General features: G+C 57.5%; 29 protein-coding genes, 2 tRNA genes and 2 pseudogenes. 15 read left to right on the top strand and 18 right to left on the bottom strand.

Annotated elements, in window-relative coordinates; genetic code table 11:
* The first annotated feature begins 53 nt into the window (after positions 1-53).
* Together C816_RS13270 and C816_RS13275 are read left to right on the top strand one after the other, a co-directional pair.
* Positions 54-1,403, top strand: a complete 1,350-nt coding sequence (locus C816_RS13270; protein WP_016322909.1) for a sensor histidine kinase — start codon at positions 54-56, stop codon at positions 1,401-1,403.
* Positions 1,400-2,302 (top strand): GerMN domain-containing protein, encoded by a 903-nt coding sequence (locus C816_RS13275; RefSeq protein ID WP_016322910.1) that lies wholly within the window; start codon positions 1,400-1,402, stop codon positions 2,300-2,302. Before C816_RS13270 ends, C816_RS13275 begins: the two co-directional genes overlap by 4 nt.
* A gap of 48 nt (positions 2,303-2,350) precedes the next feature.
* Here C816_RS13275 and deoD read toward each other — a convergent pair whose 3' ends face one another.
* From deoD to C816_RS13295, 4 genes are all read right to left on the bottom strand, one after another.
* Positions 2,351-3,079: a purine-nucleoside phosphorylase gene (gene deoD / locus C816_RS13280; protein WP_016322911.1), complete on the bottom strand. Its 729-nt coding sequence runs from the start codon at positions 3,077-3,079 to the stop codon at positions 2,351-2,353.
* Between the two features lie 119 nt (positions 3,080-3,198).
* A complete protein-coding gene (gene mtnA / locus C816_RS13285; RefSeq protein WP_040655638.1) occupies positions 3,199-4,278 on the bottom strand; it encodes an S-methyl-5-thioribose-1-phosphate isomerase in 1,080 nt (359 codons plus the stop codon).
* Positions 4,279-4,305: 27 nt separating this feature from the next.
* Entirely contained in the window at positions 4,306-4,965 is a 660-nt protein-coding gene (locus C816_RS13290; protein ID WP_016322913.1) for a class II aldolase/adducin family protein, read from the bottom strand.
* 315 nt (positions 4,966-5,280) lie between these two features.
* Positions 5,281-6,822, bottom strand: coding sequence for a nitrite/sulfite reductase (locus C816_RS13295; RefSeq protein ID WP_016322914.1), 1,542 nt, complete (start codon positions 6,820-6,822; stop codon positions 5,281-5,283).
* Between the two features lie 119 nt (positions 6,823-6,941).
* Between C816_RS13295 and C816_RS13300 the strand changes: the two genes are divergently transcribed.
* From C816_RS13300 to C816_RS13320, 5 genes are all read left to right on the top strand, one after another.
* Positions 6,942-7,916 carry an ABC transporter substrate-binding protein gene (locus C816_RS13300; protein ID WP_016322915.1) on the top strand — a complete coding sequence of 325 codons (975 nt, stop codon included), beginning with the start codon at positions 6,942-6,944 and terminating at the stop codon, positions 7,914-7,916.
* Entirely contained in the window at positions 7,900-8,907 is a 1,008-nt protein-coding gene (locus C816_RS13305; protein ID WP_040655774.1) for a FecCD family ABC transporter permease, read from the top strand. The genes C816_RS13300 and C816_RS13305 overlap by 17 nt, the downstream gene beginning before the upstream one ends.
* The gene (locus C816_RS13310) at positions 8,900-9,658 is read left to right on the top strand and encodes an ABC transporter ATP-binding protein (protein WP_016322917.1); all 759 of its coding nucleotides are present in this window, start codon (positions 8,900-8,902) and stop codon (positions 9,656-9,658) included. The genes C816_RS13305 and C816_RS13310 overlap by 8 nt, the downstream gene beginning before the upstream one ends.
* Positions 9,659-9,769: 111 nt before the next feature.
* Positions 9,770-9,857, top strand: a tRNA-Ser gene (locus C816_RS13315).
* A gap of 23 nt (positions 9,858-9,880) precedes the next feature.
* Positions 9,881-9,973: transfer RNA gene (locus C816_RS13320), tRNA-Ser, on the top strand.
* Between the two features lie 69 nt (positions 9,974-10,042).
* On the opposite strand, the gene C816_RS24980 is transcribed toward C816_RS13320, so the two are convergent.
* From C816_RS24980 to C816_RS24990, 8 genes and pseudogenes are all read right to left on the bottom strand, one after another.
* Entirely contained in the window at positions 10,043-10,615 is a 573-nt protein-coding gene (locus tag C816_RS24980) for a site-specific integrase (RefSeq protein WP_242832199.1), read from the bottom strand.
* On the bottom strand, positions 10,543-11,244 hold the full coding sequence (gene xerC, locus C816_RS24985; RefSeq protein ID WP_016322919.1) for a site-specific integrase: 702 nt from the start codon (positions 11,242-11,244) through the stop codon (positions 10,543-10,545). The genes C816_RS24980 and xerC overlap by 73 nt, the downstream gene beginning before the upstream one ends.
* Positions 11,245-11,332: 88 nt before the next feature.
* Complete coding sequence (locus tag C816_RS22785; protein ID WP_016322920.1) at positions 11,333-11,527, bottom strand: helix-turn-helix domain-containing protein; 195 nt, start codon at positions 11,525-11,527, stop codon at positions 11,333-11,335.
* A gap of 18 nt (positions 11,528-11,545) precedes the next feature.
* The gene (locus tag C816_RS13330) at positions 11,546-12,349 is read right to left on the bottom strand and encodes an AAA family ATPase (protein ID WP_016322921.1); all 804 of its coding nucleotides are present in this window, start codon (positions 12,347-12,349) and stop codon (positions 11,546-11,548) included.
* Positions 12,346-12,714 carry a Rep family protein gene (locus C816_RS22790; protein ID WP_016322922.1) on the bottom strand — a complete coding sequence of 123 codons (369 nt, stop codon included), beginning with the start codon at positions 12,712-12,714 and terminating at the stop codon, positions 12,346-12,348. The genes C816_RS13330 and C816_RS22790 overlap by 4 nt, the downstream gene beginning before the upstream one ends.
* A 117-nt stretch (positions 12,715-12,831) precedes the next feature.
* A complete protein-coding gene (locus C816_RS13335) occupies positions 12,832-13,176 on the bottom strand; it encodes a TnpV protein (protein ID WP_016322923.1) in 345 nt (114 codons plus the stop codon).
* A gap of 100 nt (positions 13,177-13,276) precedes the next feature.
* Positions 13,277-13,555 (bottom strand): annotated as a pseudogene (locus C816_RS22795) (VirB6/TrbL-like conjugal transfer protein, CD1112 family); the annotation flags it as partial.
* Positions 13,556-13,574: 19 nt separating this feature from the next.
* Positions 13,575-13,658 (bottom strand): annotated as a pseudogene (locus C816_RS24990) (Maff2 family mobile element protein); the annotation flags it as partial.
* A gap of 337 nt (positions 13,659-13,995) precedes the next feature.
* Between C816_RS24990 and C816_RS25675 the strand changes: the two are divergent.
* From C816_RS25675 to C816_RS13365, 7 genes are all read left to right on the top strand, one after another.
* Entirely contained in the window at positions 13,996-14,274 is a 279-nt protein-coding gene (locus tag C816_RS25675; protein WP_371254389.1) for a recombinase family protein, read from the top strand.
* Positions 14,275-14,344: 70 nt separating this feature from the next.
* A complete protein-coding gene (locus tag C816_RS23740) occupies positions 14,345-14,578 on the top strand; it encodes a recombinase family protein (protein ID WP_155979014.1) in 234 nt (77 codons plus the stop codon).
* A gap of 101 nt (positions 14,579-14,679) precedes the next feature.
* Entirely contained in the window at positions 14,680-15,063 is a 384-nt protein-coding gene (locus C816_RS22805; protein ID WP_016322925.1) for a DUF134 domain-containing protein, read from the top strand.
* Positions 15,064-15,099: 36 nt separating this feature from the next.
* The gene (locus C816_RS13350; protein WP_040655643.1) at positions 15,100-15,342 is read left to right on the top strand and encodes a DUF3781 domain-containing protein; all 243 of its coding nucleotides are present in this window, start codon (positions 15,100-15,102) and stop codon (positions 15,340-15,342) included.
* A gap of 102 nt (positions 15,343-15,444) precedes the next feature.
* Complete coding sequence (locus C816_RS13355) at positions 15,445-15,855, top strand: NifB/NifX family molybdenum-iron cluster-binding protein (protein WP_016322926.1); 411 nt, start codon at positions 15,445-15,447, stop codon at positions 15,853-15,855.
* Between the two features lie 42 nt (positions 15,856-15,897).
* Positions 15,898-16,272, top strand: coding sequence for a desulfoferrodoxin family protein (locus C816_RS13360; protein ID WP_016322927.1), 375 nt, complete (start codon positions 15,898-15,900; stop codon positions 16,270-16,272).
* A gap of 4 nt (positions 16,273-16,276) precedes the next feature.
* Entirely contained in the window at positions 16,277-16,945 is a 669-nt protein-coding gene (locus C816_RS13365) for a Crp/Fnr family transcriptional regulator (RefSeq protein WP_016322928.1), read from the top strand.
* A 49-nt stretch (positions 16,946-16,994) separates the two neighbouring features.
* On the opposite strand, the gene C816_RS13370 is transcribed toward C816_RS13365, so the two are convergent.
* The 6 genes from C816_RS13370 to C816_RS25680 form a co-directional block, all read right to left on the bottom strand.
* Positions 16,995-18,686, bottom strand: coding sequence for an FAD-dependent oxidoreductase (locus tag C816_RS13370; RefSeq protein WP_016322929.1), 1,692 nt, complete (start codon positions 18,684-18,686; stop codon positions 16,995-16,997).
* Position 18,687: 1 nt separating this feature from the next.
* Positions 18,688-19,008: a rhodanese-like domain-containing protein gene (locus C816_RS13375; protein WP_016322930.1), complete on the bottom strand. Its 321-nt coding sequence runs from the start codon at positions 19,006-19,008 to the stop codon at positions 18,688-18,690.
* Positions 19,009-19,061: 53 nt separating this feature from the next.
* Positions 19,062-19,649, bottom strand: a complete 588-nt coding sequence (locus C816_RS13380) for a hypothetical protein (RefSeq protein WP_016322931.1) — start codon at positions 19,647-19,649, stop codon at positions 19,062-19,064.
* Complete coding sequence (locus C816_RS22810; protein ID WP_016322932.1) at positions 19,646-19,858, bottom strand: 4Fe-4S binding protein; 213 nt, start codon at positions 19,856-19,858, stop codon at positions 19,646-19,648. Before C816_RS22810 ends, C816_RS13380 begins: the two co-directional genes overlap by 4 nt.
* 1,020 nt (positions 19,859-20,878) lie before the next feature.
* On the bottom strand, positions 20,879-21,547 hold the full coding sequence (locus C816_RS24995; protein WP_016322934.1) for a DUF4368 domain-containing protein: 669 nt from the start codon (positions 21,545-21,547) through the stop codon (positions 20,879-20,881).
* A 319-nt stretch (positions 21,548-21,866) separates the two neighbouring features.
* Complete coding sequence (locus C816_RS25680) at positions 21,867-22,028, bottom strand: hypothetical protein (protein ID WP_371254378.1); 162 nt, start codon at positions 22,026-22,028, stop codon at positions 21,867-21,869.
* A gap of 34 nt (positions 22,029-22,062) precedes the next feature.
* Between C816_RS25680 and C816_RS23745 the strand changes: the two genes are divergently transcribed.
* Positions 22,063-22,395, top strand: coding sequence for a hypothetical protein (locus C816_RS23745; protein ID WP_207636928.1), 333 nt, complete (start codon positions 22,063-22,065; stop codon positions 22,393-22,395).
* The last annotated feature ends 132 nt before the right edge of the window (positions 22,396-22,527 follow it).

Consider the following 22,527-nt stretch of genomic DNA (forward strand, 5'->3'; position numbering starts at 1 on the left):
GGAGCAGCATCCAGTTCCGGTTCGGCCTGAGCTACATCGCCGTCATCGCCGGTGTGCTGCTGCTTTTGAACACCTACCCTCTGATGGTGTCGGAGGACCTGGTGTTCCGCTCCAAGGAGACCACGCTGCAAAGCAGCGTGTCCGTCATCGTGTACTCCCTCTCCGGCCTGGACCAGCTGACGGAGGAGAATGTGGCGGCGGCTATGGCGGTGGTGGAGGAGTCCAGCCTGTCCCGGGTGCTGGTGACCAACAGCCTGGGCCGGATTCTCTACGACACCCGGGAGACCGGCGGCGCCATCGGGGAGTACGGGCTGTACACGGAGATCGTCCAGGCCCTGCTGGGCAACGATGCCTTCACCTGTACCTACGGCAGAGGGGCCTTTCGCAGCAGGGCGGCCTCGCCGGTGCTGTACCGTAACCAGATCATCGGCGCGGTATACGCCTATGAGTACGACACGGAGCAGGCCGCCCTGCTGGCGGGGCTCCAGGGGAACCTGCTGCGGCTGTCCGGCGTGATCGCCGTGGTGGTGCTGGTGCTGAGCATGGTGCTCTCCCGGGCGCTGACCCAGAAGATCGGCCGCCTGCTGACCGCCATCCGCCAGGTGCGGGCGGGAGCGTACAGCCACCGGGCGGACATCCGTGGAAAGGACGAGATTGCCCAGATCGCCCAGGAGTTCAACAGTCTGACGGACCGCCTCCAGACCACGGAGAGCGCCCGGCGGCGGTTTGTCTCCGACGCCTCCCATGAGCTCAAGACGCCTCTGGCGGCCATCCGGCTTTTGACGGACTCTATTTTACAAACAGAGGACATCGACCCGGCCATCACCCGGGAGTTTGTCTCCGACATCGGCCAGGAGGTGGAGCGGCTGGCCCGGATTACGGAGGATCTTTTGCGCCTGACGCAGCTGGACAGCGGCGCCGTGGGCAAGCCGGAGCTGGTGGACGTGCTGCCGGTTTTGGAGCAGGTGATGCGGATGATGAATCTGGTTGCCCAGGAGAAGGGCGTGGAGCTGACTTACGATGCGGCGGAGGGCTGTACGGTGCTGGCCGCCAGGGACGAGATTCATCAGGTGATCTACAACCTGGTGGACAACGCGGTGAAGTACTCCGCCGCCGGCGGAGCCGTCCAGGTGTCCCTGCGGTGGCGCAGCGAGCAGGTGGTGCTGGAGGTGGCGGACAACGGCGCGGGCATTCCGGAGGAGGATCTGCCCCGGATCTTCCAGCGATTCTACCGGGTGGACAAGGCCCGCTCCCGGGCCGCCGGCGGAACGGGACTGGGGCTGTCTATCGTCCAGGACACCATGGAAAAGCGGGGCGGCACCGTGGAGGCCGCCAACCGGCCCGGCGGCGGCGCGGTGTTTACCGTCCGCTGGCCCTATGCGAAAGAAGGTGAGCAGCCGTGAGGGGGAAGGTTGTGCTGCTTTGGGGCGGCATACTGCTGGCGATGCTCTGCGCGGCCTGCGCTCCGATGGAGAGCGAGGCGGCGGAGAACAGCTACCAGCTCTATTTCCGGGAGGAGGATCTTTCGGCCTCCTCCGGCGGCGACGTATTCCGCACGGAGACAGTGGAGCTGGCGGAGGGCCTGGACACCCAGGGGGCGGTGGAGGCCCTGCTGGCGGGGCTGTTGGAGGGCCCCCAAAACGAGCTCCTGCGGGGGACCCTGCCCGCCAGCACCACGCTGCTGTCGGCCAAGGTTGAGGGAAGCCAGGCGCTGGTGGACTTCTCCGCGGCATACAGCACCCTCTCCGGCGTGCGCCTGACCATGGCGGACTACGCCGTGACGCTGACACTGACCCAGCTGCCGGAGATCACCTCCGTGAAGATCACCGTCCAGGGCCAGGAGCTGGCCTACCGGGACAAGCAGGTCTTCACCGCCCGGGACGTGCTGCTGTCCTCTGAGGAGGACGTGGTGGGCACCGTGGAGGCGGTGCTGTACTTCCTGAACGAGGCGGGGGAGCTGGCGGAGGAGCGGCGGACCCTGGATCTCTACGAGGGGGATACCCAGGTCGCCTCCGTGATCCGGGCGCTGGAGGGCGCGCCGGAGACCAAGAGTCTTACCACCGCCCTGCCGGAGGGGTTCCGGGTGCGGAGCGTATGGCAGGAGGACGACACCTGCTATGTAAATCTCTCCTCGGCGCTGCTGGGGGGGCTGGCGGAGGACCAGCCCCTGGGCACGGCCCTCCGGTCCCTGAGCCAATCCCTCTGCTCCTTGGACGCGGTGAGCGAGGTGCGCTTCCTGGTGGACGGGGAGTTTGAAGAGCGCTATGGAAGCGTGGACATATCCGAACCCTATACGGCGTAGCAGAAAAAATCCCGGAAGGACCACGGTCCTTCCGGGATTTTTTCTTCCTTATTCAGCCCACTTCCAGGCGGTCTCCAGTGCCACCTCCATCATCTCGTGGAAGGACTCCTGCCGGTCCTCTGCGGAGAGGGCCTCGCCGGTGAAGAGATGGTCGGAGATGGTGAGAAGGCTCAGCGCCCGCTTGTGGAAGGCGGAGGCGATCCAGTAGAGGCCGGCGGTCTCCATCTCCACCGCCAGCAGACCCAGGTCTCGGGCCTGCTTATTGACGTCCGGGGAGGGGTGGTAGAAGTGGTCGCTGGTGAAGACGCTGCCCACCTGGGCGGGGACGCCCAGGGTTTTGGCGGCCTCCACGGCGTCCGCCAGCATCTCGTAGTTTGCCACGGGGGTGAAAATCCCCGGGAAGGCAAAGGCGGCGCCGTAGTTGGAGTTGGTGGAGGCAGCCATGGCGATGATGACGTCCCGCAGCTTCACCTGCTCGCACAGCCCCCCGGCGGAGCCGATGCGGATGATGGACTCCACGCCGAACTGGGTATAGAGCTCGGTGGCGTAGATGCCCATAGAGGGCACGCCCATGCCGTGGCCCATGACGGAGACCTGCCGGCCCTTATAGGTGCCGGTGTAGCCCAGCATATTGCGGACGGTGTTGAAGCAGACGGGATTTTCCAGGTACCGCTCCGCCACGTGCTTGGCCCGCAGAGGGTCGCCGGGCATGAGGACAATCTTGGCGATCTCGGCGTCGGTGACGCTGATGCTGGCGGAGATAGAGCTTTTTGTCATAACAGTTTGTCCTTTCTCAAAAAATCGGATTTCTTTCAAGCTGGTCCAAAGACCGGCGGCGATGCCGAATCGTAATTTTTCAGCGGTATTATACGCAATGAAATGAGCGGAATATACGTTTATTCACGGTCCCGGAAGAGAGCGGCCAGGCTCTTTGTGTACGGCGGGCGGCAAATCCCCTTCTCCGTGACGATGCCGGCGATCAGCGTGTGGTCCGTGACGTCGAAGGCTGGGTTGTAGCACTTGACCTCGGGCAGGGCCATGGGCTCCGCATACCACATCTCCCGGATCTCGTCCGGGCTTCGCAGCTCGATGGGGATGTGGTCCCCGTCGGGGCAGCTGAGGTCGACGGTGGAGGTTGGCCCCAGGACATAGAAGGGGATGCCGTAGTGCTTCGCCAGAATGGCCACGCCGCTGGTGCCGATCTTGTTGGCGGCGTCGCCGTTGGCGGCCACCCGGTCACAGCCCACAAAGCAGGCCTGGACCCAGCCGTTTTTCATGACGATGGAGGCCATGTTGTCGCAGATCAGCGTGACGTCAATGCCGGCCCTTTGCAATTCGTAGGAGGTGAGGCGGGCTCCCTGGAGCAGAGGCCGTGTCTCGTCGGAGAAGACGCGGAAGTTCATGCCCCGCTCCCGGCCCAGAAACAGGGGGCCCAGAGCCGTGCCGTACCGGGAGGTGGCCAGGGGACCGGCGTTGCAGTGGGTGAGGATGCCGTCTCCGTCCCGGATGAGGCCCAGGCCGTGCTCGGAGATGGCCCGGCACATGGCGATGTCCTCCTCATGGATTGCCCGGCACTCCCGGCCCAGGAGATTCAGGATCTCCTCCACAGGGCTTTTGGCGTGGGCAGTCACTGCGCCCTCCATGCGGCCAAGGGCCCAGCTAAGGTTTACGGCGGTGGGCCGGGAGGCGTTCAGATATTCCTTCGCGGCGTGGAACCGCTCCGCGAAGGCGTCATAATCCCCGGTCTCCCACTGGCGGGCCAGGGCATAGATGCTGTATGCGGCGCAGATGCCGATGGCCGGGGCACCCCGGACCTGGAGGAGGCGGATGGCGTCGAACATCTCCTCCGCCGTGCGCAGGGTCCGGTACACGGTGCGGTTTGGCAGCTGGGTCTGGTCAATGATGACCACGCTTTTTTCGTCCTCGCCCAGGCGGACGTTGTCGATGTGGGTCACCTGCCTGAGTTCCGTGTTCACGGGAATCACTCCAATCTTCACTTGGTCTCAGCTTCGCTTTTTTGCTAATTTTTGGTAAAAACCGCTCATGGAACGCAGGGTCTCCGCCTGATCCGGCGTAATCTCCGCTCCGCCGCCCATGCGGTCCACGAGAAAGTGGATTTTTGCGGTCTGCTCCACCACCTCCAGCCGGTCAAAGGCGGAGAGAAGGTCGGGTCCCCAGGCCAGGGAGCCGTGGTTGGCCAGCAGCACCGCATTGTGCGTGCGGACAAAGGGACGGACGCTGTTTGGCACCTCGTCGGTGGAGAGCATGGCGAACTCCGTGACGGGGATCTCCCCCAATCCCAGGACCGTCTCCGCCAGATACCGCTCCGTCAGGGGGCGGCGGCAGACGGCCCGAGCGGTGGAGAAGGGCGGATGGGCGTGGACCACAGCCTGGACGTCGGGCCGCTCCCGGTAGACCATCAGGTGCATTTTGCTCTCAGAGGAGGGGTGGCGGTCGCCCTCCAGGACATGGCCCTCCAGATCGCACAGCACCGGCATATCCGGCGTCATGCGGCCCTTGCCCACCCCGGAGGGGGTGACGAGGACCCTGTCCGCCTCCACCCGGACGGAGACGTTGCCGTCGTTGCTGACCACATATCCCCGCTGATAGAGGAGACGGCAGACGCCGCAGATCTCCTCCCGGACGCGCTTGTAACGCTCCAAAGGGGCACCTCCTTTTTGATAAAGCCGCCGTTTTTCACGGGCGGAAAACGGCGGCGGGTCGGTGGGATTCTGCTCTTTTTGAGTATAGCGGAAAAAAGAGGAAAAAGCAACGGTGTTTTTACAGCTTTACCGGAAAATAGAGGACCGGCGGCGCGCCGGAAAAGGCGCGCCGCCGGTGGAATGACGGATTGCAGAACGAAGCAGCGCCGTCTCAGAGGAAAAAGATGTGTCAAGACGGCATTTTGCTATTTTCAAACAAGGCCTGAGCAGGCCCGGAAAATTACCGCTGGAAATTGATGAGAGAATATGGTATCATCAGGCGAGATACCTGGCGGCGATTTCCTCCAGGGCGGCGGGCTCCGCCTCCCGCCACGCGGCAAAGCCCTGCGCGGCCGCGGCCCTGCCCACCTCCGTCAGAAAACCGGGAATGCGCTCCTCCAGCATGACCCCCAGCTCCCGGCCCATGGCCTCGCAGCCTTGGCGGTCATCTCCGCCGACGAACAGGGTGAAGGCGGACCGGGGCTTGCCGTCCACCAGCTTGGACGCCCCCCGGAAGCCCAGGCTGCCGGTCTGATGGGTGCCGCAGGAGGAGGGACAGCCGGAGATGTGGATTTGAGGCAGGGCTCCGTCCGGGAGACCCGCCTTCTGCACCGCCGTCACGCAGGCCGCCAGCAGGCCCTGGGAGTCCCGGGTGCCCACCTGGCAGACAGTGCCGCCGATGCAGCTGACGGAGGACTCGAAGAGGGTCCTGGCGCTCTCGTGGGTCAGGTCCAGCATGGTCCGGGTCTCGGCGCCGTTGAGATTAACGAGATAGGCGGTCTCGTCGGGGGAGAGGCGCAGCTCCGCCCCGGGCATCTTCTCCAGGGCATCGCTGACGGCGCAGAGCACCGCCGGGTCCGGCTGGCCGCCGATGGGGTGCCAGACTACGGTGTAAAGGCCCTCCTGCCTCTGCTCCAGCACCCGGGGGCCGGAGACCACGGAGCCGTCCCCGGCCTTCTCCAGAGGGGCGGGATGGAGGTCCAGATCCAGGTTTTCACCGGAGGCGAAGACCTTCGCCAGTTTTTCCCGGTAGGCTTTCACGTAGGCCTCCGGCCCGCCGCAGGCCTCCTGCATATAGCGGGTGCGGGCTTTGCCGCGGTTTTCATAGTTGCCGTGGGCCAGGAAGGTCAGCCACATGGCCTTGATATAGTAGAGAATCTTGCCGGGTTCCACTGCCTCCGCCGTCTTGACGCCGAACCGGGGGTTGTTTCCCAGGCCTCCGGCGCTGTACACGTCGAATTTTCCGTCGGGCCGGGCGGCGAAGCCCAGGTCCCGGTAGGTGGAATGGGTGACGTTTTTGGGGGAGCTGGAGAAGCCCACCTTCAATTTCCGAGGCATCTTCTCCGCCTTGATGAAGGTCATCAGGTACTCCCCGGCGGCCTCCGCCCAGGGCAGGACATCGAAATACTCATCCTTTTCCGTGCCGGAGAGGGGGGAACACATGACGTTTCGGGGATAGTCTCCGCCGCCGCCCATGGTGACGATGCCGGCGTCCAGAGCGGCCTCCATGATGTCCCCGGCGGTCTGGCCGTCCAGGTCGTGGAGCTGGATGGTCTGGCAGGTGGTGAAGTGGACCCGGGTGATCTTGTGCTTTCGGATGGCCCTGGCGGTGAAGGCCAGCTTCTCCGGCGTCACCCGGCCAGCGGTCATCCGCAGGCGGAGCATGCTGGCCTGGCCGCCTTTCTGGGCGTAGCTGCCGTAGAGGCCGGAGAAGCCCTTGTAGGCGGCCTTGTCCAGTTCTCCGGCGTAAAAGGCGGCGGTCTTCTCCCGGAAGGCGGGCAGGTCCTGTTTCCAGGTTTCGGGTTGGATGGTTTTCATGGTCGTATTCCTCCCGTGCCGGGAGAGGTCCCGGCTGTGATTTCATCCGCTAGTTTACCATAGAAAGCGGTTTGTAACAACTGTTTTTTGTTTATTTTATAATAGAGGTGAAAAATGATATGAATATAAAGCACAGTTTGAAAATATCGTCTGCCGCTCTGGCGGCGTTCCTTCTTGCGGGCTGTACCGCCGCGCCTCCGGCAGACGGCGCTGCGGCGGACGCGGTCCAGCCGCCCCCGCCGGCGGCCGTTACCTTCACCGATGTGCTGGACCATGAGGTGACTCTGGAGCGCTGGGACCGGGTGGTATCTCTCTACGGCAGCTTTGCAGAGACGTGGCTGCTGGCCGGCGGAACCCTTGTGGGGACCACGGAGGACGCCGTCAGTGAGCGGGGACTGGAGCTGGGAGAGGACGTGGCCGTGGTGGGCACGGTGAAGGAGCCCAGCCTGGAGGAGGTTCTGGCCCTGTCTCCGGACTTTGTGATCCTCTCCGCGGATGTGGCTGGCCAGGTGAAGCTCCACGGCGCCCTGGCGGCGGCGGAGGTTCCCCACGCCTACTACCGGGTGGACGCCTTCGCGGACTATCTGGCCATGCTGAAACAGTTCTGTCTCCTGACGGGCCGGGAGGACCTGTATGAGGAAAACGGCCTTGCGGTACGGGAACAGATTGACGCCATTTTGGCGTCAGTGGAGGGAAAAACGGGCCCCACGGCGCTGTTGATCCGGGCCTACTCCACCGGGGCCAAGGCCAAGGGAGACGACAATCTGGCGGGCGTGATCCTGCGGGACCTGGGGGCGGACAATCTGGTGGACCGCTACGAGAGCATGCTGGAGGACGTGAGCATGGAGGAGGTTATCGCTGCCGATCCGGAATTCATCTTTATCACCACCATGGGGGCGGAGGACAAGGCTTTGGCATTCATGACCGAGACCTTTGAGGAGAGTCCTGCCTGGGCGGGGCTCAGCGCTGTGAAAAACGGCCGCTATGTGCTGCTGCCCAAGGAGCTGTTCCATTACAAGCCCAACGCGCGCTGGGGGGAGAGCTATGCCTATCTCGCGGAAATTCTGTATCCGGAGCTTGCCGGCAAAATCTAGCAGGGAGCGGGCGGTGCTGCTGGCGCTGCTGGCTGCCGCCCTGTGGGCCGCGGCGGCGCTGAGCCTGCGGTGCGGCAGTCAGGATATTCCTCTGGGGGAGCTGCTGGCGGCTCTTCGCCGGGGCGACCCCGACAACCCGGCGCTGCGCATCCTGCTCCACGTCCGCATTCCCCGCACCTTGGCGGCGGGTCTGGCAGGCGGCGCCCTGGCCCTGGCGGGAGCGCTGATTCAGGCGGTATTGAACAACGCCATGGCCAGCCCCAACGTCATCGGCGTCAACGCCGGAGCGGGCTTTGCCGCTCTGCTGGCGGCCTCCCTGGCCCCCGAAGCGGCAGGTCTGGTGCCTCTTTCCTCCTTTCTGGGGGCGATGGGTACGGCGCTGTTCATCTATGCTCTGGCGGCGAAGGCGGGGCTGTCCCGCACCACGCTGATTCTGGCGGGTATCGCGGTCAGCAGCATGATGACCGCCGGAAGCAATGCCCTGACTCTGCTGTACCCGGATACGGCGGTGGGAGCCGCCGCTTTTATGCTGGGCGGTTTCAGCGGTGTGACGCTGGCCTCCGTCCGGGCCGCCGGCTGGTATTTAGCGGCGGGGGCGGTGCTGGCCGCCGGTCTCGCCGCGGAGTTGGACGTGCTTCGGCTGGGGGAGGAGAGCGCCGCAGGCCTGGGTCTCCACGTGGGCCGGACCCGGTTTTTGGCGGTGCTGGCGGCGGCGCTGCTGGCGGGGGCGGCGGTGAGCTTTTCCGGCCTTTTGGGATTTGTGGGACTGCTGGTGCCCCACATGGCCCGGCGGCTGGTGGGCGGGGACAACCGCTGGCTGCTGCCTGCCGCGTTTCTGCTGGGAGGCAGCTTTGTATTGCTGTGCGACGTGGCGGCGCGGCTGGTGTTCGCCCCCTTTGAACTGCCGGTGGGCATTGTCATGTCCCTGCTGGGCGGGCCGTTTTTCCTGCATCTCCTGCTGCATCGTAAGAAAGGGCGGGTCTATGATTGAATTTTGTCATGTGACAGCTGGGTACAACGGCGTTCCGGCGGTGCGGGACGTCTCCTTCCGCATCTCCAGAGGAAAGATCACCGCCCTGATTGGTCCCAACGGCTGCGGCAAGACCACCCTCCTGCGGGCGGCGGGGCGGCAGCTGCCCCTGTACGGCGGAGAGATCCTGCTGGCGGGACGGCCGGTCTCCGCATACGGGCGCAGGGAGTTCGCCAGGACGGCTTCCTTTATGCCCCAGGTGCGGTCGGTGCCCGCCATCACGGTGCGGGGGCTGGTGTCCCACGGGCGTTTTCCCCACCTGGGTCTCTCCCGCCAACTGCGAAGCGGAGACAAAGCGGCGGTGGAGCAGGCCATGGAGGACACAGGCGTGTCCGCCTGGGCAAACCGGGACTTGCGGGAACTCTCCGGCGGGGAGCGGCAGCGGGTGTATCTGGCCATGGCCCTGGCACAGGAGACAGAGGTGATCTTCCTGGACGAGCCCACCACCTACCTGGATCTGGGCCGTCAGTTCGAGGTGCTGGAGCTGATTCAGGCGCTGAACACCCGGGGGAAGACCATCGTCATGGTGCTCCACGACCTGGCCCAGGCGTTGGGATACAGCCACCAAACGGCCTTGATGGAGAAGGGGCGGCTGGTGCAGTGCGCAAGTCCTCAGGTACTGTATGAGAACGGGAAAATCGATCAGATTTTTGGCGTGCGGGCCTGCCGGGCGGAGGGGACGTGGTATTTTACGCCCCGTTCCGGCAGATAGGGAGTGGAGATAGGAGGAATTTTACAGGGAGCGCAATAAACATGTTGACAAACCGGTTTGGCATGTGGTATCATATTTCAAGTGTTTGAGAGGCGGGACTCACGGAACTACGGAGAGATGTCCGAGTGGTTGAAGGAACCGGTCTTGAAAACCGGCGAGGCGCAAGTCTCCGTGGGTTCGAATCCCACTCTCTCCGCCACTTTTTTAAGTGCATATGGATCTGCGGAAGTACCCAAGTGGCCGAAGGGGCTCCCCTGCTAAGGGAGTAGGCTGGATAAAACCGGCGCGAGGGTTCAAATCCCTCCTTCCGCGCCAGAGAAAACCTTGGAATTGCAATGGTTCCAGGGTTTTCTCTTTGTTTTTTCCCTTATTATGCCCTGATTGCTACTTGGCCCCTGAGACCGCTTGAATAAACCGCTCCATCCGGTCGGCGGACTGCTGGCGCATCTTTTGGGTGGTGTGGGCGTAGATATTCAGCGTAAAGGCGGCGGTGGCATGGCCCAAATTTCCCTGCACGGTCTTGATGTCGTCCCCGCTTTCGATTGCCGCCACGGCGTAGGAATGGCGCAGGTCGTGAAATCGGGCATTGTCCAGGCCGATACTGCAAACGATTTTCTTGAACTCCTTGTAGACCGTGAAATGGGCCAGGTGTCCGCCCAGGGCATTTGTGAATACAAACCCCTCTTTGTTCTCCCAGGCGGGACCGGCGCACAATTGCGCTTGCGCCTGTTTGACCTTCTGCCGCTTCAACGCCGCCATGACGGAGGGCGCAACGGTAATCAGCCGGGCCTTGCCGTTCTTCGTGGGAATCAACTGGTATTCTCCGCCCACTTTCTTGCTCTTTTGCAGCTGCTTGTTGATGTAAAGCGTGTTGCTCTGGAAGTCTACGCAGTCCCAGGTAAGGCCCAGGACCTCCCCCTGCCGCATACCGGTGAACAGAGTGACCAGGAACAGCAATTCATAGGCGTGCCCTTGAATCGCCTCCAGGAACCGGGAGATTTCTTCCTGTTCCAAGGGCGCGATTTCTTTTGATACACCTTCGGCAAGTCACAGGCATCGGCGGGATTGTGGCGAATAGAACCAATTTTAACAGCCTGATTCAAAGCCTTGTGAAGCGCCCCATGAACATTTTTAATGGTCTTTGCGGACAGCCCCTTTTCCCGTTGCAGTTTATTATAGAACTGCTGGATTTGAGGAGTAGTAAGCTGTTCCAGCCTCACCCTGCCAAGAGCGGGCTTCACATGGTTTTCACAAATCGAGCGGTAAGAATCCGCCGTGTAGGGCTTCACATTCGGAACGACGTATGTATCAACCCAAGTGTCCAGCCACGCCCCAACCGTTTCCTTCGAGGGCTGAATATAGGTTCCCTCGTCCAGGTCCACAACGATCTGCGAGAGCTTTTGCCGGACCTCCTTTTGGGTCTTTCCTGTGACGGAGCGTTGAATCTGTTTCCCGGTCCCCAGGTCATAACCGACCGTAGCACGGGCTTCCCAATAGGAATATTTCTTGCCATTTTTCGTAACGGTCTTTTTGCGGATGGTGCCGTTACCGTTGGCGGCACGGCCCATAGATTTTGTGCGTGGCATATATCCTCCTTATCCGCCACGCAGACGTACTAAAAACTAAGATTATTATACATCATACGTGGCGGATAATCAACTTTTCTGGATAATATTATGATAGAAATTCTAAAAACGCAGACTTTGGGACGCGGATTTGACGCCCCACCCGAACACTCTTGATGGCCCCGCTGCGGATAAAGTCATAGGCGGTATTCTTTCCGATGCCGAGGATTTTTGAAACATCAGAAACCGTCAGCACAAGGGGCAGATCATCTGTGTTGGTAATCGCAGATTTTGAAAAATGCACTTCAAGGCTCCTATAAAATCAATCTTCAAATATGGAATTGTAAATACCTTCCTCTTGGTTAGGCGGCGTGGGTCTTGCCAGAGAAGAATATGGATTGGGACGCTCCGTACCTGGAATGGCCCAGTACCAACCACTGGTCGTCTGGAACGGGAGCGGGCGATATTGCATCGCCTTAATCGTCCGCCCTGACATCTCAATTGTAAGAGAAATCCGCCGCGCAAGCTGGTCGAGGCTATCTATGACATTAGGCCCCAAAACAGCGGGGAATTGAACACCGTAAAATTCCGACGGCATATAGGGAGTGGTGATGATAATCAAGTCACAGGCAAGGGGCTTGTCATTATAGCGGCAAGGGGCCATCACCCGATTGTCAATGCCATGCGGGTCAAGGATGCGCAGCAAATCCGAGTAGGCGATTACTCTAGGTCGAAGCTCGTCCAAAATCAGGGTGTGCTCTCCGTTATAGCCCTGAAAAATATCGCGGCTGGAACCGGAAACAAAATAAGGCTCGCCTTTCTTCTGGGCGTACTCTTTGGCAAGACTGGTCTTGCCCGTACCAGAGGGGCCGTAAATCCATATAACCCGGATTTGAGCGTTTTTCGCTTTCATTTCCGCCCGCCATTTTTCGGCCTCTTTTATCAGCCGCTTGGCGTCCACGTCTTCAATCTGACGGCGGTACTTGGCATATTGGGAGCCGGACAACTGCTTTTCAATTTCAGCCTTGGTCGTTCCGCCAATGTACAATAAATCTAAAAGAGCATCCACATTACAGGCGTTATGCCCGGCTTTGGCCTGCTCGATCTCTGTAACAATCGCTTTCATGCGCTCGGGGAAATTGAAATTGGCAACCACAGCACACGGGTATACGGATGTTTACCCGCCTTTTGGGCCTTGCGGGTCGCGTGTATCAAGTAGGCATGGCCGTTGTTGGCTTCCCCGTCCCACTTTTGGACATATTGCTCCTTATCACCCAGCGCTTTGGCTACTGCGGAGAGATAGCGGGCATTTCTGAAACACAGCATTGCATGAAGATGTGCCTCTGCGGGCGTTCCGTCCTCGCTTATATCCTGGTCGTGCAAAATAACCGCATATTCCTTTGGAGCCAGCACATTTTCAATATGGGCCGCCAAATCACTTGCCATCTTAATGCCCGGAGGCAAATAACCGGCTTGCTGTGTATACATCATATTTTACACTTTGGTGCTTTGTTCTTGCTCATGGTTTTATAATTCTCCCTGGTGGTTTTTGGCACTTTGGCACCGGGTTTTTGCCGCGCTATAACAAGCCCGGCGCGGCAAATTTTATCATATAATAATTTCCTCTGCTCTAGCCTTACAGCTATTTACCAGTCCCACCCATGCCATTTGATCACGGGCTTTCAATTCCTCGGTTACACCAGCATCCTCCATCATCTGCGGGAGCATCCTGTCCATCCACTCGCTGGCAGTCTGGTCAATCTCCAACAGGTGAGCCGTCAGCTTACCGCTGCCTGCCAGTTCTCGCCACAGGTCATGCTTGTGCTGCTTCAAGTAGGTGCGCCGCAAACTGCCATACTTTCCTACAGTCTTAGGCGGTTCTACTGGTTCGGGGTCTAGTACCAGATTGGGGATGTAGTAATCTCCAACTTTGATATAGCTCAATTCTACCATATGTAGCCGTCCTTTCATCAGCCATTTCATTTGTGCCGCAAATGAGCTGACTGTGCGTTGTATTTGATGCATTTGAAATACATCGCTTACAGCATACATCGTCGTGCATATTGTTCTTTTCCGTTACCATGCTGATTAGCTCCACACATAGGACGTAGGTAATGACAAGCCCTGCAATGGGGACTATGACATTCTCTGATAACGTGCGTATCATGCTGAAAATGCCCGCGTTCCAGCCCTGCGGGGTCTGCCCTACCTCTGCGGCGATTGTGCCGACTTTCTCGTTTACGTCCCCGAACATAGTTGACAGGTTCCCGTTAATGGCTCCTATGAGGATTTCCTTTATCCATTCCGTGATCGCGTCAAGTATGCTCTGCATAGGCTCTTACCCGTGCTTCTTAGCCGAACAGCCCGGAAAGCAGGGGTACAAGGGTCATGCCGATCAGCGCAACGCCGCCACCCGCCATAAGCTGGCTGATGCCAAAGTGCAGCAGCCGCCAGCGAAGATAGAGAGAACGATTGGCAGCACAACTTATATCGTGACTTCCCATTCTCAAGAGAAAGGCAGCACCGCAGTTGATAAAATCCGGTGTCTTTTGGGCACAAATACTAAAGCAAATAATATCCGTCAAAAATCGTGATTTTTTGACATAACACCGCATATTTGATATAATAATAGTGCAAAAAAACCGATACTTAATGCGGTGACTGCCGGAAACGGAGGTCAAAATGGATAGGCAGTCCAATAAAATCACGGCTCTGTATTGCCGTATGGCCCATTACTTGACAAATGCGGACACCCTGGCCGGAAGATGCCAGATGGAAACTCTCTCCCAATATGCCGCAGACCATCACCTTGAAAATCCGCAGTTTTATTGCGAATGGGGTGTTAGTGGAATTTCCTTTAACCGCCCGGAATACCGGCGTATGCTTCAAGATGTGATAGCCGGGAGTGTATCTAACCTCGTTGTGCTGAATCTGTCCCGCTTGAGCCGTAACAGTACCGCCTGCTGGGAACTGATTGGAAAATTGTATTGCCCCCGCGCGGCATTGTATTCCATTCTGTTCAGGAAGGCGGTGAAATTACCAAGACCCTAAATCGGTTTGCGCAGATACAGGACGAACTCTTAAAGGCTTATCATTTGAGCCGGAGGGGAGGGTGGGCATAATGGCTGCTGTCAGAAATGCCCTGCAAACCCTCGTTACGGTTTGGGTAGCTTTCTGCTGCCGTCTGTCTCGTGGCGATGATAATGAAGGGGACAGCAATAGCATCCAGCATCAAGACAAGATCTGTCAAGGATATTTTCACCGAAGCAAATACAATTTTTTAAATCTAAATTGCAATATCAAATGGAACAGCAAACAGCGGGGCATGAAACTACCATATCCTTCTATTTTTTGATACAGAGAAGTTGCTCAAAATTTCATAATCTCTTGACTTTTTCTGAATTGTATTGTATCCTATTTCCGTCATATGTCGGTATTGCTTGAGGAGGTACTTGTATGGCCAGACCAAGTCGTTGCCGCCGCGTCTGCGCGGAACCGAGTTGCTGGGGCTTTATTCCCCGAGGGAAGGAAAGCCCCAGCGAGGTGGTTCTCACCGTGGACGAGTACGAAGTGATCCGGCTGGTCGATTACGAAAAGCGAACCCATGAACAGTGCGCGGCGCAGATGGGGATTTCCCGGACAACGGTAACGGAAATTTACGAAAATGCCCGATTTAAACTCTCCGACAGCCTCGTCAACGGCAGGGCCCTGTCCATCTCTGGCGGGCATTATCGGGTCTGTCGGGGTGACCGGGAGTATGGATGTGGACGGCGTTGCCGCTGGACGGGCGGAAAAAATACTGATATTGAAAGTCCCAATTCGACTTCGTGTTCCCGGTGAATCACAATGGGTAAATATGCATAGGCTGGTATAAGAATGAATGATTTAATTAAAAACATTGATAAACTTCATACAACAGAAATGGGTGTAGAGCGGATAAAAAGGAACTGCCAAATTGAAACAGACGATGTTGCCCAATGGAGCGGGGTGCAGATTCTGGACAAAAATGCTAAAATTGAAAGGATCGGAAAGAACTGGTATATTTTCACAGGTCACTACAAAATTACTGTGAACGCATATAGCTATACAATAATTACTGCGCACAGAGTTGAAGCATAATCTGTATAATTCGGATGAATGAATTATTATACACTAAAGTCTAGAATCAAGGCGTTAGGAACACAGAAGCGAATTGGGAGTATTGAAAAAGGAGAGTCCCAGATGAAAATTGCAGTCCCTTATGAGAACGGTCAGGTGTTCCAACATTTCGGACACACTCGGCAGATGAAGATTTATGACGCAGAGAATGGGAAAATCGTTCAGGAGCAGATTGCCGATACCACCGACAGCGGCCACAGCGCATTGGTGAACTTTCTGTCCGGCCTGCGGGTGGATGTGCTGATTTGCGGCGGTATCGGTGGCGGGGCCTGGGACGCCTTGGCCCAGGCTGGGATCAAACCCTGCGGCGGCGTGACCGGCGGGGCGGACGAGGCGGTGAATGCCTTCCTGTCCGGGACACTGGAATACAGCAGCGATGTCCAGTGCAGCCACCACGGCTATGAGCATCACGGCGGCCACTGCGGCGAGAATAAGCATGGCTGCGGCGGTAAAGGAGGGAACTGCGGCGCATAAGTGCCGCTCCCACATAATAAAAGGAAACAGGAGGAATATACTATGGAACAGAAGTTTTATATCTGCGAGCATTGCGGCAATATCGTTGCCATGGTGAAAAATGCCGGGGTGCCGGTGATGTGCTGTGGGCAGAAAATGACCGAGATCGTTCCCGGTACCACTGATGCCGCTGTGGAGAAACACGTCCCCGTGTATCAGGTAGAGGGTAATCTGGTCAAGGTGCAGGTTGGCTCAGTGGAGCATCCCATGCTGCCGGAACACTATATCGAGTGGGTGTCTTTGCAGACCAGGCAGGGCAATCAGCGCAGGGTACTCCACCCCGGCGACAAACCGGAGGTCTGCTTCGCTCTGTGTGAGGGCGACCATGTGGAGGCGGTTTACGCCTACTGCAACCTGCACAGCCTCTGGAAGGCATGACCGAATGCCCTGCGTGGATTTCCAAAGCTGCTTCTCTGTTTGGAGCAGGCTGACGCCCGAGCAGCAGAATCGGATGCTGGAGCAGCTCCAAGAGCGCCAAGTCAAAAAAGGGACGGTGCTTCACAACGGCAGTGAGGACTGTACCGGACTGCTTCTCATAAAGTCTGGTCAGTTCCGGGCCTATATTTTGTCGAAAGAGGGACGTGAAATCACCATCTACCGGCTGTTTGACCGGGATCTCTGCCTGTTTTCCGCCTCTTGTGTCATGAGGAGCATTCAATTTGATGTGACTGTCAAAGCGGAAAAGGATACGGAATTCTGGGTGATTCCGGCGGAGGTTTACCAGCAGCTTATGGAGCAGTCCGCCGCTGTCGCCAACTACACCAACGAGATCATGTCCGCCCGGTTTTCCGAGGTCATGTGGCTCATGGAGCAGGTCATGTGGAAGAGTATGGACCGGCGGGTGGCCGCCTTTCTCCTGGAAGAATCGGTGATTGAGAGTACCAGCCGGCTGAATATCACCCACGAGACCATCGCCAACCACCTGGGAACTCACCGGGAGGTAGTCACCCGGATGCTCCGCTATTTCCAGGGCGAGGGCATGGTGAAGCTGTCCCGGGGCGTGATAGAGCTTCTGGACGAACAAAAGCTGACGGCTCTGCGGAATACATAAAAACACCTCTCCTCAAACTCTGCTGCAGATTGAGGAGAGGTGTTTCTATCTACTGGTCCATGCCACAGGCTGTGGACTGTTCCATCAGACGGCGGTCGTTTGTTACTGCATCATAGAACCGAAAACCTCCGGCGAAGTTATATGCTTCATAGCCATACCCGGCCAGGACACGGCAGGCGATATAGCTGCGCAGGCCGCTCTGGCAGATAACATACACCGGCTTACCGTTCTCGATTTCGTCCAGCCGTTCCCGCAGTTCGTCCATAGGAATGTTTTGGAACCCCTTGATGTGACCGCCCACGTACTCTTGGGGCGTCCGGACATCCAGCCGGGTCACGCTGCCATCGTGGGGCAGGGCGTTCACATCCTCAATATGGAACTGCTTCACAACTCCGCTGGCCAGGTTTTCCACCATGAAGCCCGCCATATTCACCGGGTCTTTGGCGGAGGAGTAGGGCGGCGCGTAGGCCAGGTCCAGGTCCTTCAGCTGGATGGCTGTCAATCCGGCATGGATGGCGGTAGCCAGCACATCAATCCGCTTATCCACCCCATCATACCCCACGATTTGAGCGCCCAGCAGACGATAGGTTCCCTTTTCAAAAACCACCTTCATGGTCATCAGCTTTCCGCCGGGATAGTAGCCCGCATGGCTCATGGGGGACAGAATCACTGTGTCCACGTCCAGGCCGGCCTTTTTGGCGTTCGTCTCGTTGACGCCGGTGGAGGCCGCCGTCAGGTCAAAGACCTTGATGACCGAACTGCCCTGACTTCCAAGATAGCGGCTGTCCCCTCCGCAGATGTTGTCTGCCGCGATACGTCCCTGCTTGTTGGCGGGGCCGGCCAGGGAGATCACCGCGGCCTGCCCGGTCACAGAATGCTTCACCTGGACCGCATCTCCTACAGCGTAGATGTCTGGGACAGAGGTCTCCATCCGGTCATTGACCACGATGCTGCCCTTGAGGCCCAGTTCCAGACCGGCCTCTTTTGCAAGGACGGTGTCCGGGGTGACACCGATGGCCAGCACCACCATATCGGCGTGAAGAGGGTCTGCGCCCTTCAGCTGTACGTCCACGCCGCCGTCCCGCTCCGCAAACCCTTCCACCGTATGCCCAAGGGCCAGCCGGATGCCGTGCCGCCGTATCTCGCCGTGGATGAAGGCGGCCATATCCGGGTCAAAGGGGTTCATCAGCTGCTTTGGACGCTGGACGATGGTGACCTCTATTTCCAGCTCCCGCAGATTCTCCGCCAGCTCCAGGCTGATGAAGCCCCCGCCCGCCAGCACGGCGGATTTTGGGTGATGAGCACTGATATAGTCCTTGATACGGAAGGTATCCTCCACTGTGCGCAGTGTAAAGACCTTCTCGATTCCCACGCCGGGGAGCCGGGGCTGGGTGGGACTGGCTCCGGGAGAGAGGATCAGCTTGTCATAATGCTCCTCAAATTCCTCGCCTGTCTCCAGAGCTTTCACGGAGACGGCCTTTTTATCCGGATGAATGGCGGTGACCTCGTGGCGCACCCGCATATCCACCCGGAAGCGGGCAAAGAAGCTCTCCGGCGTCTGGAGGGTCAGGGCCTCGGGCTCCTCGATCACCCCGCCGATGTAGTAGGGCAGGCCGCAGTTGGCGTAGGAGACATACCCTGACCGCTCAAAGACCACGATCTCCGCCGTCTCGTTCAACCGGCGAAGCCGGGCCGCGGCTGTGGCCCCTCCCGCCACGCCGCCGATGATGACAACTTTCATTTCAGCGTTCCACCTTTCCTGTGTAGGCGGCGATGCCGCCGATATTTTTGATATTGGTATAGCCCATTCGGGCCAGCAGCCTTACCGCTTGGCTGCTCCTGGCGCCGCTGTGGCAATAGACGAACAGCGGGGTATCTTTCTTGGGCGCCATAGCAGTCACACGATCCAGTTCCTGAAGCGGAACATTTTTGCCGCCGGAGATGTGGCCCTCCCGGTACTCTTGGGCAGTACGAACATCCAGCAGCACCGCACCGGGCGTTTCCTGAAAGTCTTTTGCGCCTTGATCAATATCAGGCCCCTTAAAAAAGTTGAAAAGTCCCATAGCTGCTTCTCCTTTCTTTTGTCTAGCAAATCTGTTTTAACTCAATTTTTTTGTTATGTGACAATGTCATCTTTTCGGTGTTTGGCCTTGCAGATCAGCTGGGTCATAGTGCCCATAGGGCAGTAGACGCACCAACTGCGGGGCTTGAACAGGACCATGGTAAGCAGGCCGAGGACGGTGGAGGTCAGCATGACGCTATAAAACCCAAAAGCGAACTGGGCGATGCCGGGGGAAAAGAGGGTTCCATGATAAGCCCAGTGCCAAGGCAGTTGGAACGTCCAAAGCAGAGTCACCGCCTGCCTGAGATTCTGTACGCCGGCAAAGACCAAATAAGTATTCCACAGCATCTGAAAGAACATGATGAAGAAGAAAATCAAAAATCCATAGCGGAACCATTTGCTCCTCAACCACTTCGGAACGTCCTTTTTCCGGGACAGGCCAAAGCCTCCGCCCAATAGACCGAACAGCTGTCCCCGGCCACAATATCGATTGCAGTAGCCCTTGGTGCCCCAGACGAGGGAAATAATCAGCGGAATACAAAAGAACAGCATACCCAACCAGGCGAACAGGATATTAAAAAAGCCCAGGGCCATGTAGGTCAGCTCCACGATCCACAGGTAGTCATACCAACGCTTTTTCATACGGTTACCTCCTGAATTTCAATAATTGAGGCTGGACACTCCCTGGCGCATTTGCCGCAGCCTACGCACTTTGTTCTATCGACTTTGGCCCAAATACCATTCCAAATCTGTATGGCGCTCAAGGGACATACCTTCATGCAGCAGCCGCAGGCAACGCAAACATCTGTATGAATGAAAGCACACCGTTTCACTTTTGTTTTGATTTCCATATCATGACCTCCCGGAAGTTTTCATTTATGATACCATCAATGCCAGTGTTCTTCTGTGATAAGATTACATAAAAGAGGCAAATTGAATGATAGGCAGGGAATCTGTATTACAGTCCGCAAAGCTATTTCGCTACCTCGCAAGCAGTGCCTTTGTTCCTACAAAGACTCGAAACAGCGGTTCCCGGCTCTGCCGGAAACCGCTGTTTCTGCTTGTTGGGGTAGCCCTCCCACCCCCTTGAACAGCCCTGTTGCCGGGGCTGGCTGCGCGTTCGTTTCAGAACGCTGTTGTTCCTGCTCCGCAGGGACAGGCGTGGTGGAATCAGTCATTTTTCAATTTTCAGCGTCGTAACGCAAATCAGATTTTCAAAATAACGGCCGGACACAGGAGACAAAATCCCATGCCCGGCTTATATTCCATATTTCTGTTGCGGTTAGGCCTTGTTTGAAAAAAGTCAAAACGCCCAAACGGTGGATCTTTATCCGCCACTCTGCGTTAAATGTTCTTGCCGGGCGTCAGCCCGCCTGCAAAAATTTGCCTTGATTGGCGAAAAATCTCTCGCCGTTGGGCATTCCGCCTTTTTTCAAACAAGGCCTAAGGCAAGTGTTCAATTTGGGCACTTGTCTTATCCGTAACGCTTTGACGGTAAGCCCGTTGGCGGCAGGCGTTGCAGCAGTAGACCGCATCCGACCGCTTGGGCGTGAATGCTTTTCCGCATCCCTTGCAAATCCGATTCTGCCGTTTTTCCAATCGCCGCTGCTTCAAGTCTTTCTGACCCCGGTTCCCGCACAAGCCATGATAGCAATATCTTGGTACTGATCTGCGCGTAAAAAATCCGTCCGCACCCTGTGCGAATGATCCTCCGCACAGCCAAATACAGTCTTGCACCGGAGATTTTTTTCATACCACTGTCTCGGCGTTTCTTGATTTTCGTATTCCAAATCACAGTTCCACATAGGATTAGTCCCTCCTTTCACGGAACAGGGCAGACCAAAAAGGATTTGGCCCGCCCCATACCGTGTTTATACGATTTCTGATCTCTGCTCTTCCGTCCGCTTCTGTCGATGATACCGCATTTTACGGTGCGCCTCCCGCTGGCAAGCCTCACAGCAGTATTTCACATTGCTTCTGGTCGTAGTGAATTCTTTCCCGCAGTTTCCGCAGACGCATTCGCGGCTCCTGCCTGCCGCCGCCTCCTGCTGGTAGAATTTCGCCCGGCAATTCGGGCCGCAGAACAGAGTGTTCGACCGTTTGGATTCAAATTCTTCCCCACAGCATTTGCAGATCAGCTTGAACGGTTGACCGGCAGCGTGTTCGCCGACCTTGATCTTCTGATAGCGTTCCCGGCTTTTGAGCCGATGCCTGTGCAGGGAAGCCTGTCGCTTTTCTTCCTCCGGCGTCAGCTCCAGGGCCGGGAGGTCAAACCGTCCGATAAACTTCAAGTAGATGTCCACTTTCTGCGGTGTGTCTCTGTCCACCTTTTCCGGGGCGTGGACGATAATCTTGTCCACAAACTCGCTAATTATAGGCGTAGTCAGTTCCGAGAAATCAGTGTACTCCTTCGCCAGAGCGAGGAACCGTTCCACATTGACGGTGTTCTGCTCGAAGCTGGTCAGTGCCGATTCCGCCTCCGTAATAGACTGCTGGAGTGCCGTCTGTTCCTGCGCATACACGGGCAAGAAGGGGATCAAAGCGTTCCTCACCGATGCGTCCCACCGCGCAGGATTCGTACTGCTTCTTGATGATGGTGTCCAGTTCCTCGCAACGTCGCCTGTCCTTATTCAGCTTGCGCTTCAAATCTTTTGCCGCCTGCACTTGCCGGACTTCGGACGCCGCCCGGACCTTCTGGATAAACTCCGCTTCATTGGAAATGGCATAGGCACTGGCAGAGCGGATGGTTACCAAAATCAGCGTCCGCAGGGCCTTGGTAGAGATGTGGTGATTACTGCAAGTATTGTCGTGATATTGTTGGGCCAGCGTGTAGGTGAGGCAATCAAACCAGTCCGACGGTTAGGGCTTGGTGGCTGTTCCCCTCGACCGATGGTTATACAGCTTCGCACCGCGGTCGGCGCAGTAGAGAAGTTCAGTCAAGGGATTGGCTTCGCCAATGGTATCATGGCGGCGGTGTGTTTTTCTCAGCTTCTGGGCCAGCTTCCAGGTCTCTTTGTCCACGATAGCCTCATGGGTGTTTTCAAACCTTGTGTAGATGAAAAAGATGCTGGCAAAAAATGCAGAAATTAAATCACACAATATGGACGAAACAGCAAGATTTCAGCAAATAAGTGAGAAAAAAGTTTGTTTTTACAAAAGGTCTTGCATTTCAAAAATTTTGCGCACTAGGGATGCAAAAAAAGCTTTTTGCGGACGGAGTAAAATCGCTCTCACTGAAATTACTTCCAGAACAACTGACTGCTTCATAGCTGCTTTGGAAAGATGTGGTGCCATGGCTCAGCTGGGAGCGCAAGTCACCAGTAAAACTACCCCGAATTTGTTCAAAAAATTAGTCAAAATGTCAAGACTAAATTACAAAAAATTATAAAAAGTTTTTGATAGCCCTAAAAACGGGGGGTCCCACTCTAGGTGGGATCCCCGTTTTCCACACTTCCACGGCGCTGGCGGTGCAAAAATGGCGCGAAAAATTGGCCGGCGCCCCTGGGCGGTTCCGACCTGG

Origin of the sequence: Oscillibacter sp. 1-3, assembly GCF_000403435.2 — a bacterium.
Classification (GTDB): Bacteria; Bacillota; Clostridia; order Oscillospirales; family Oscillospiraceae; genus Oscillibacter.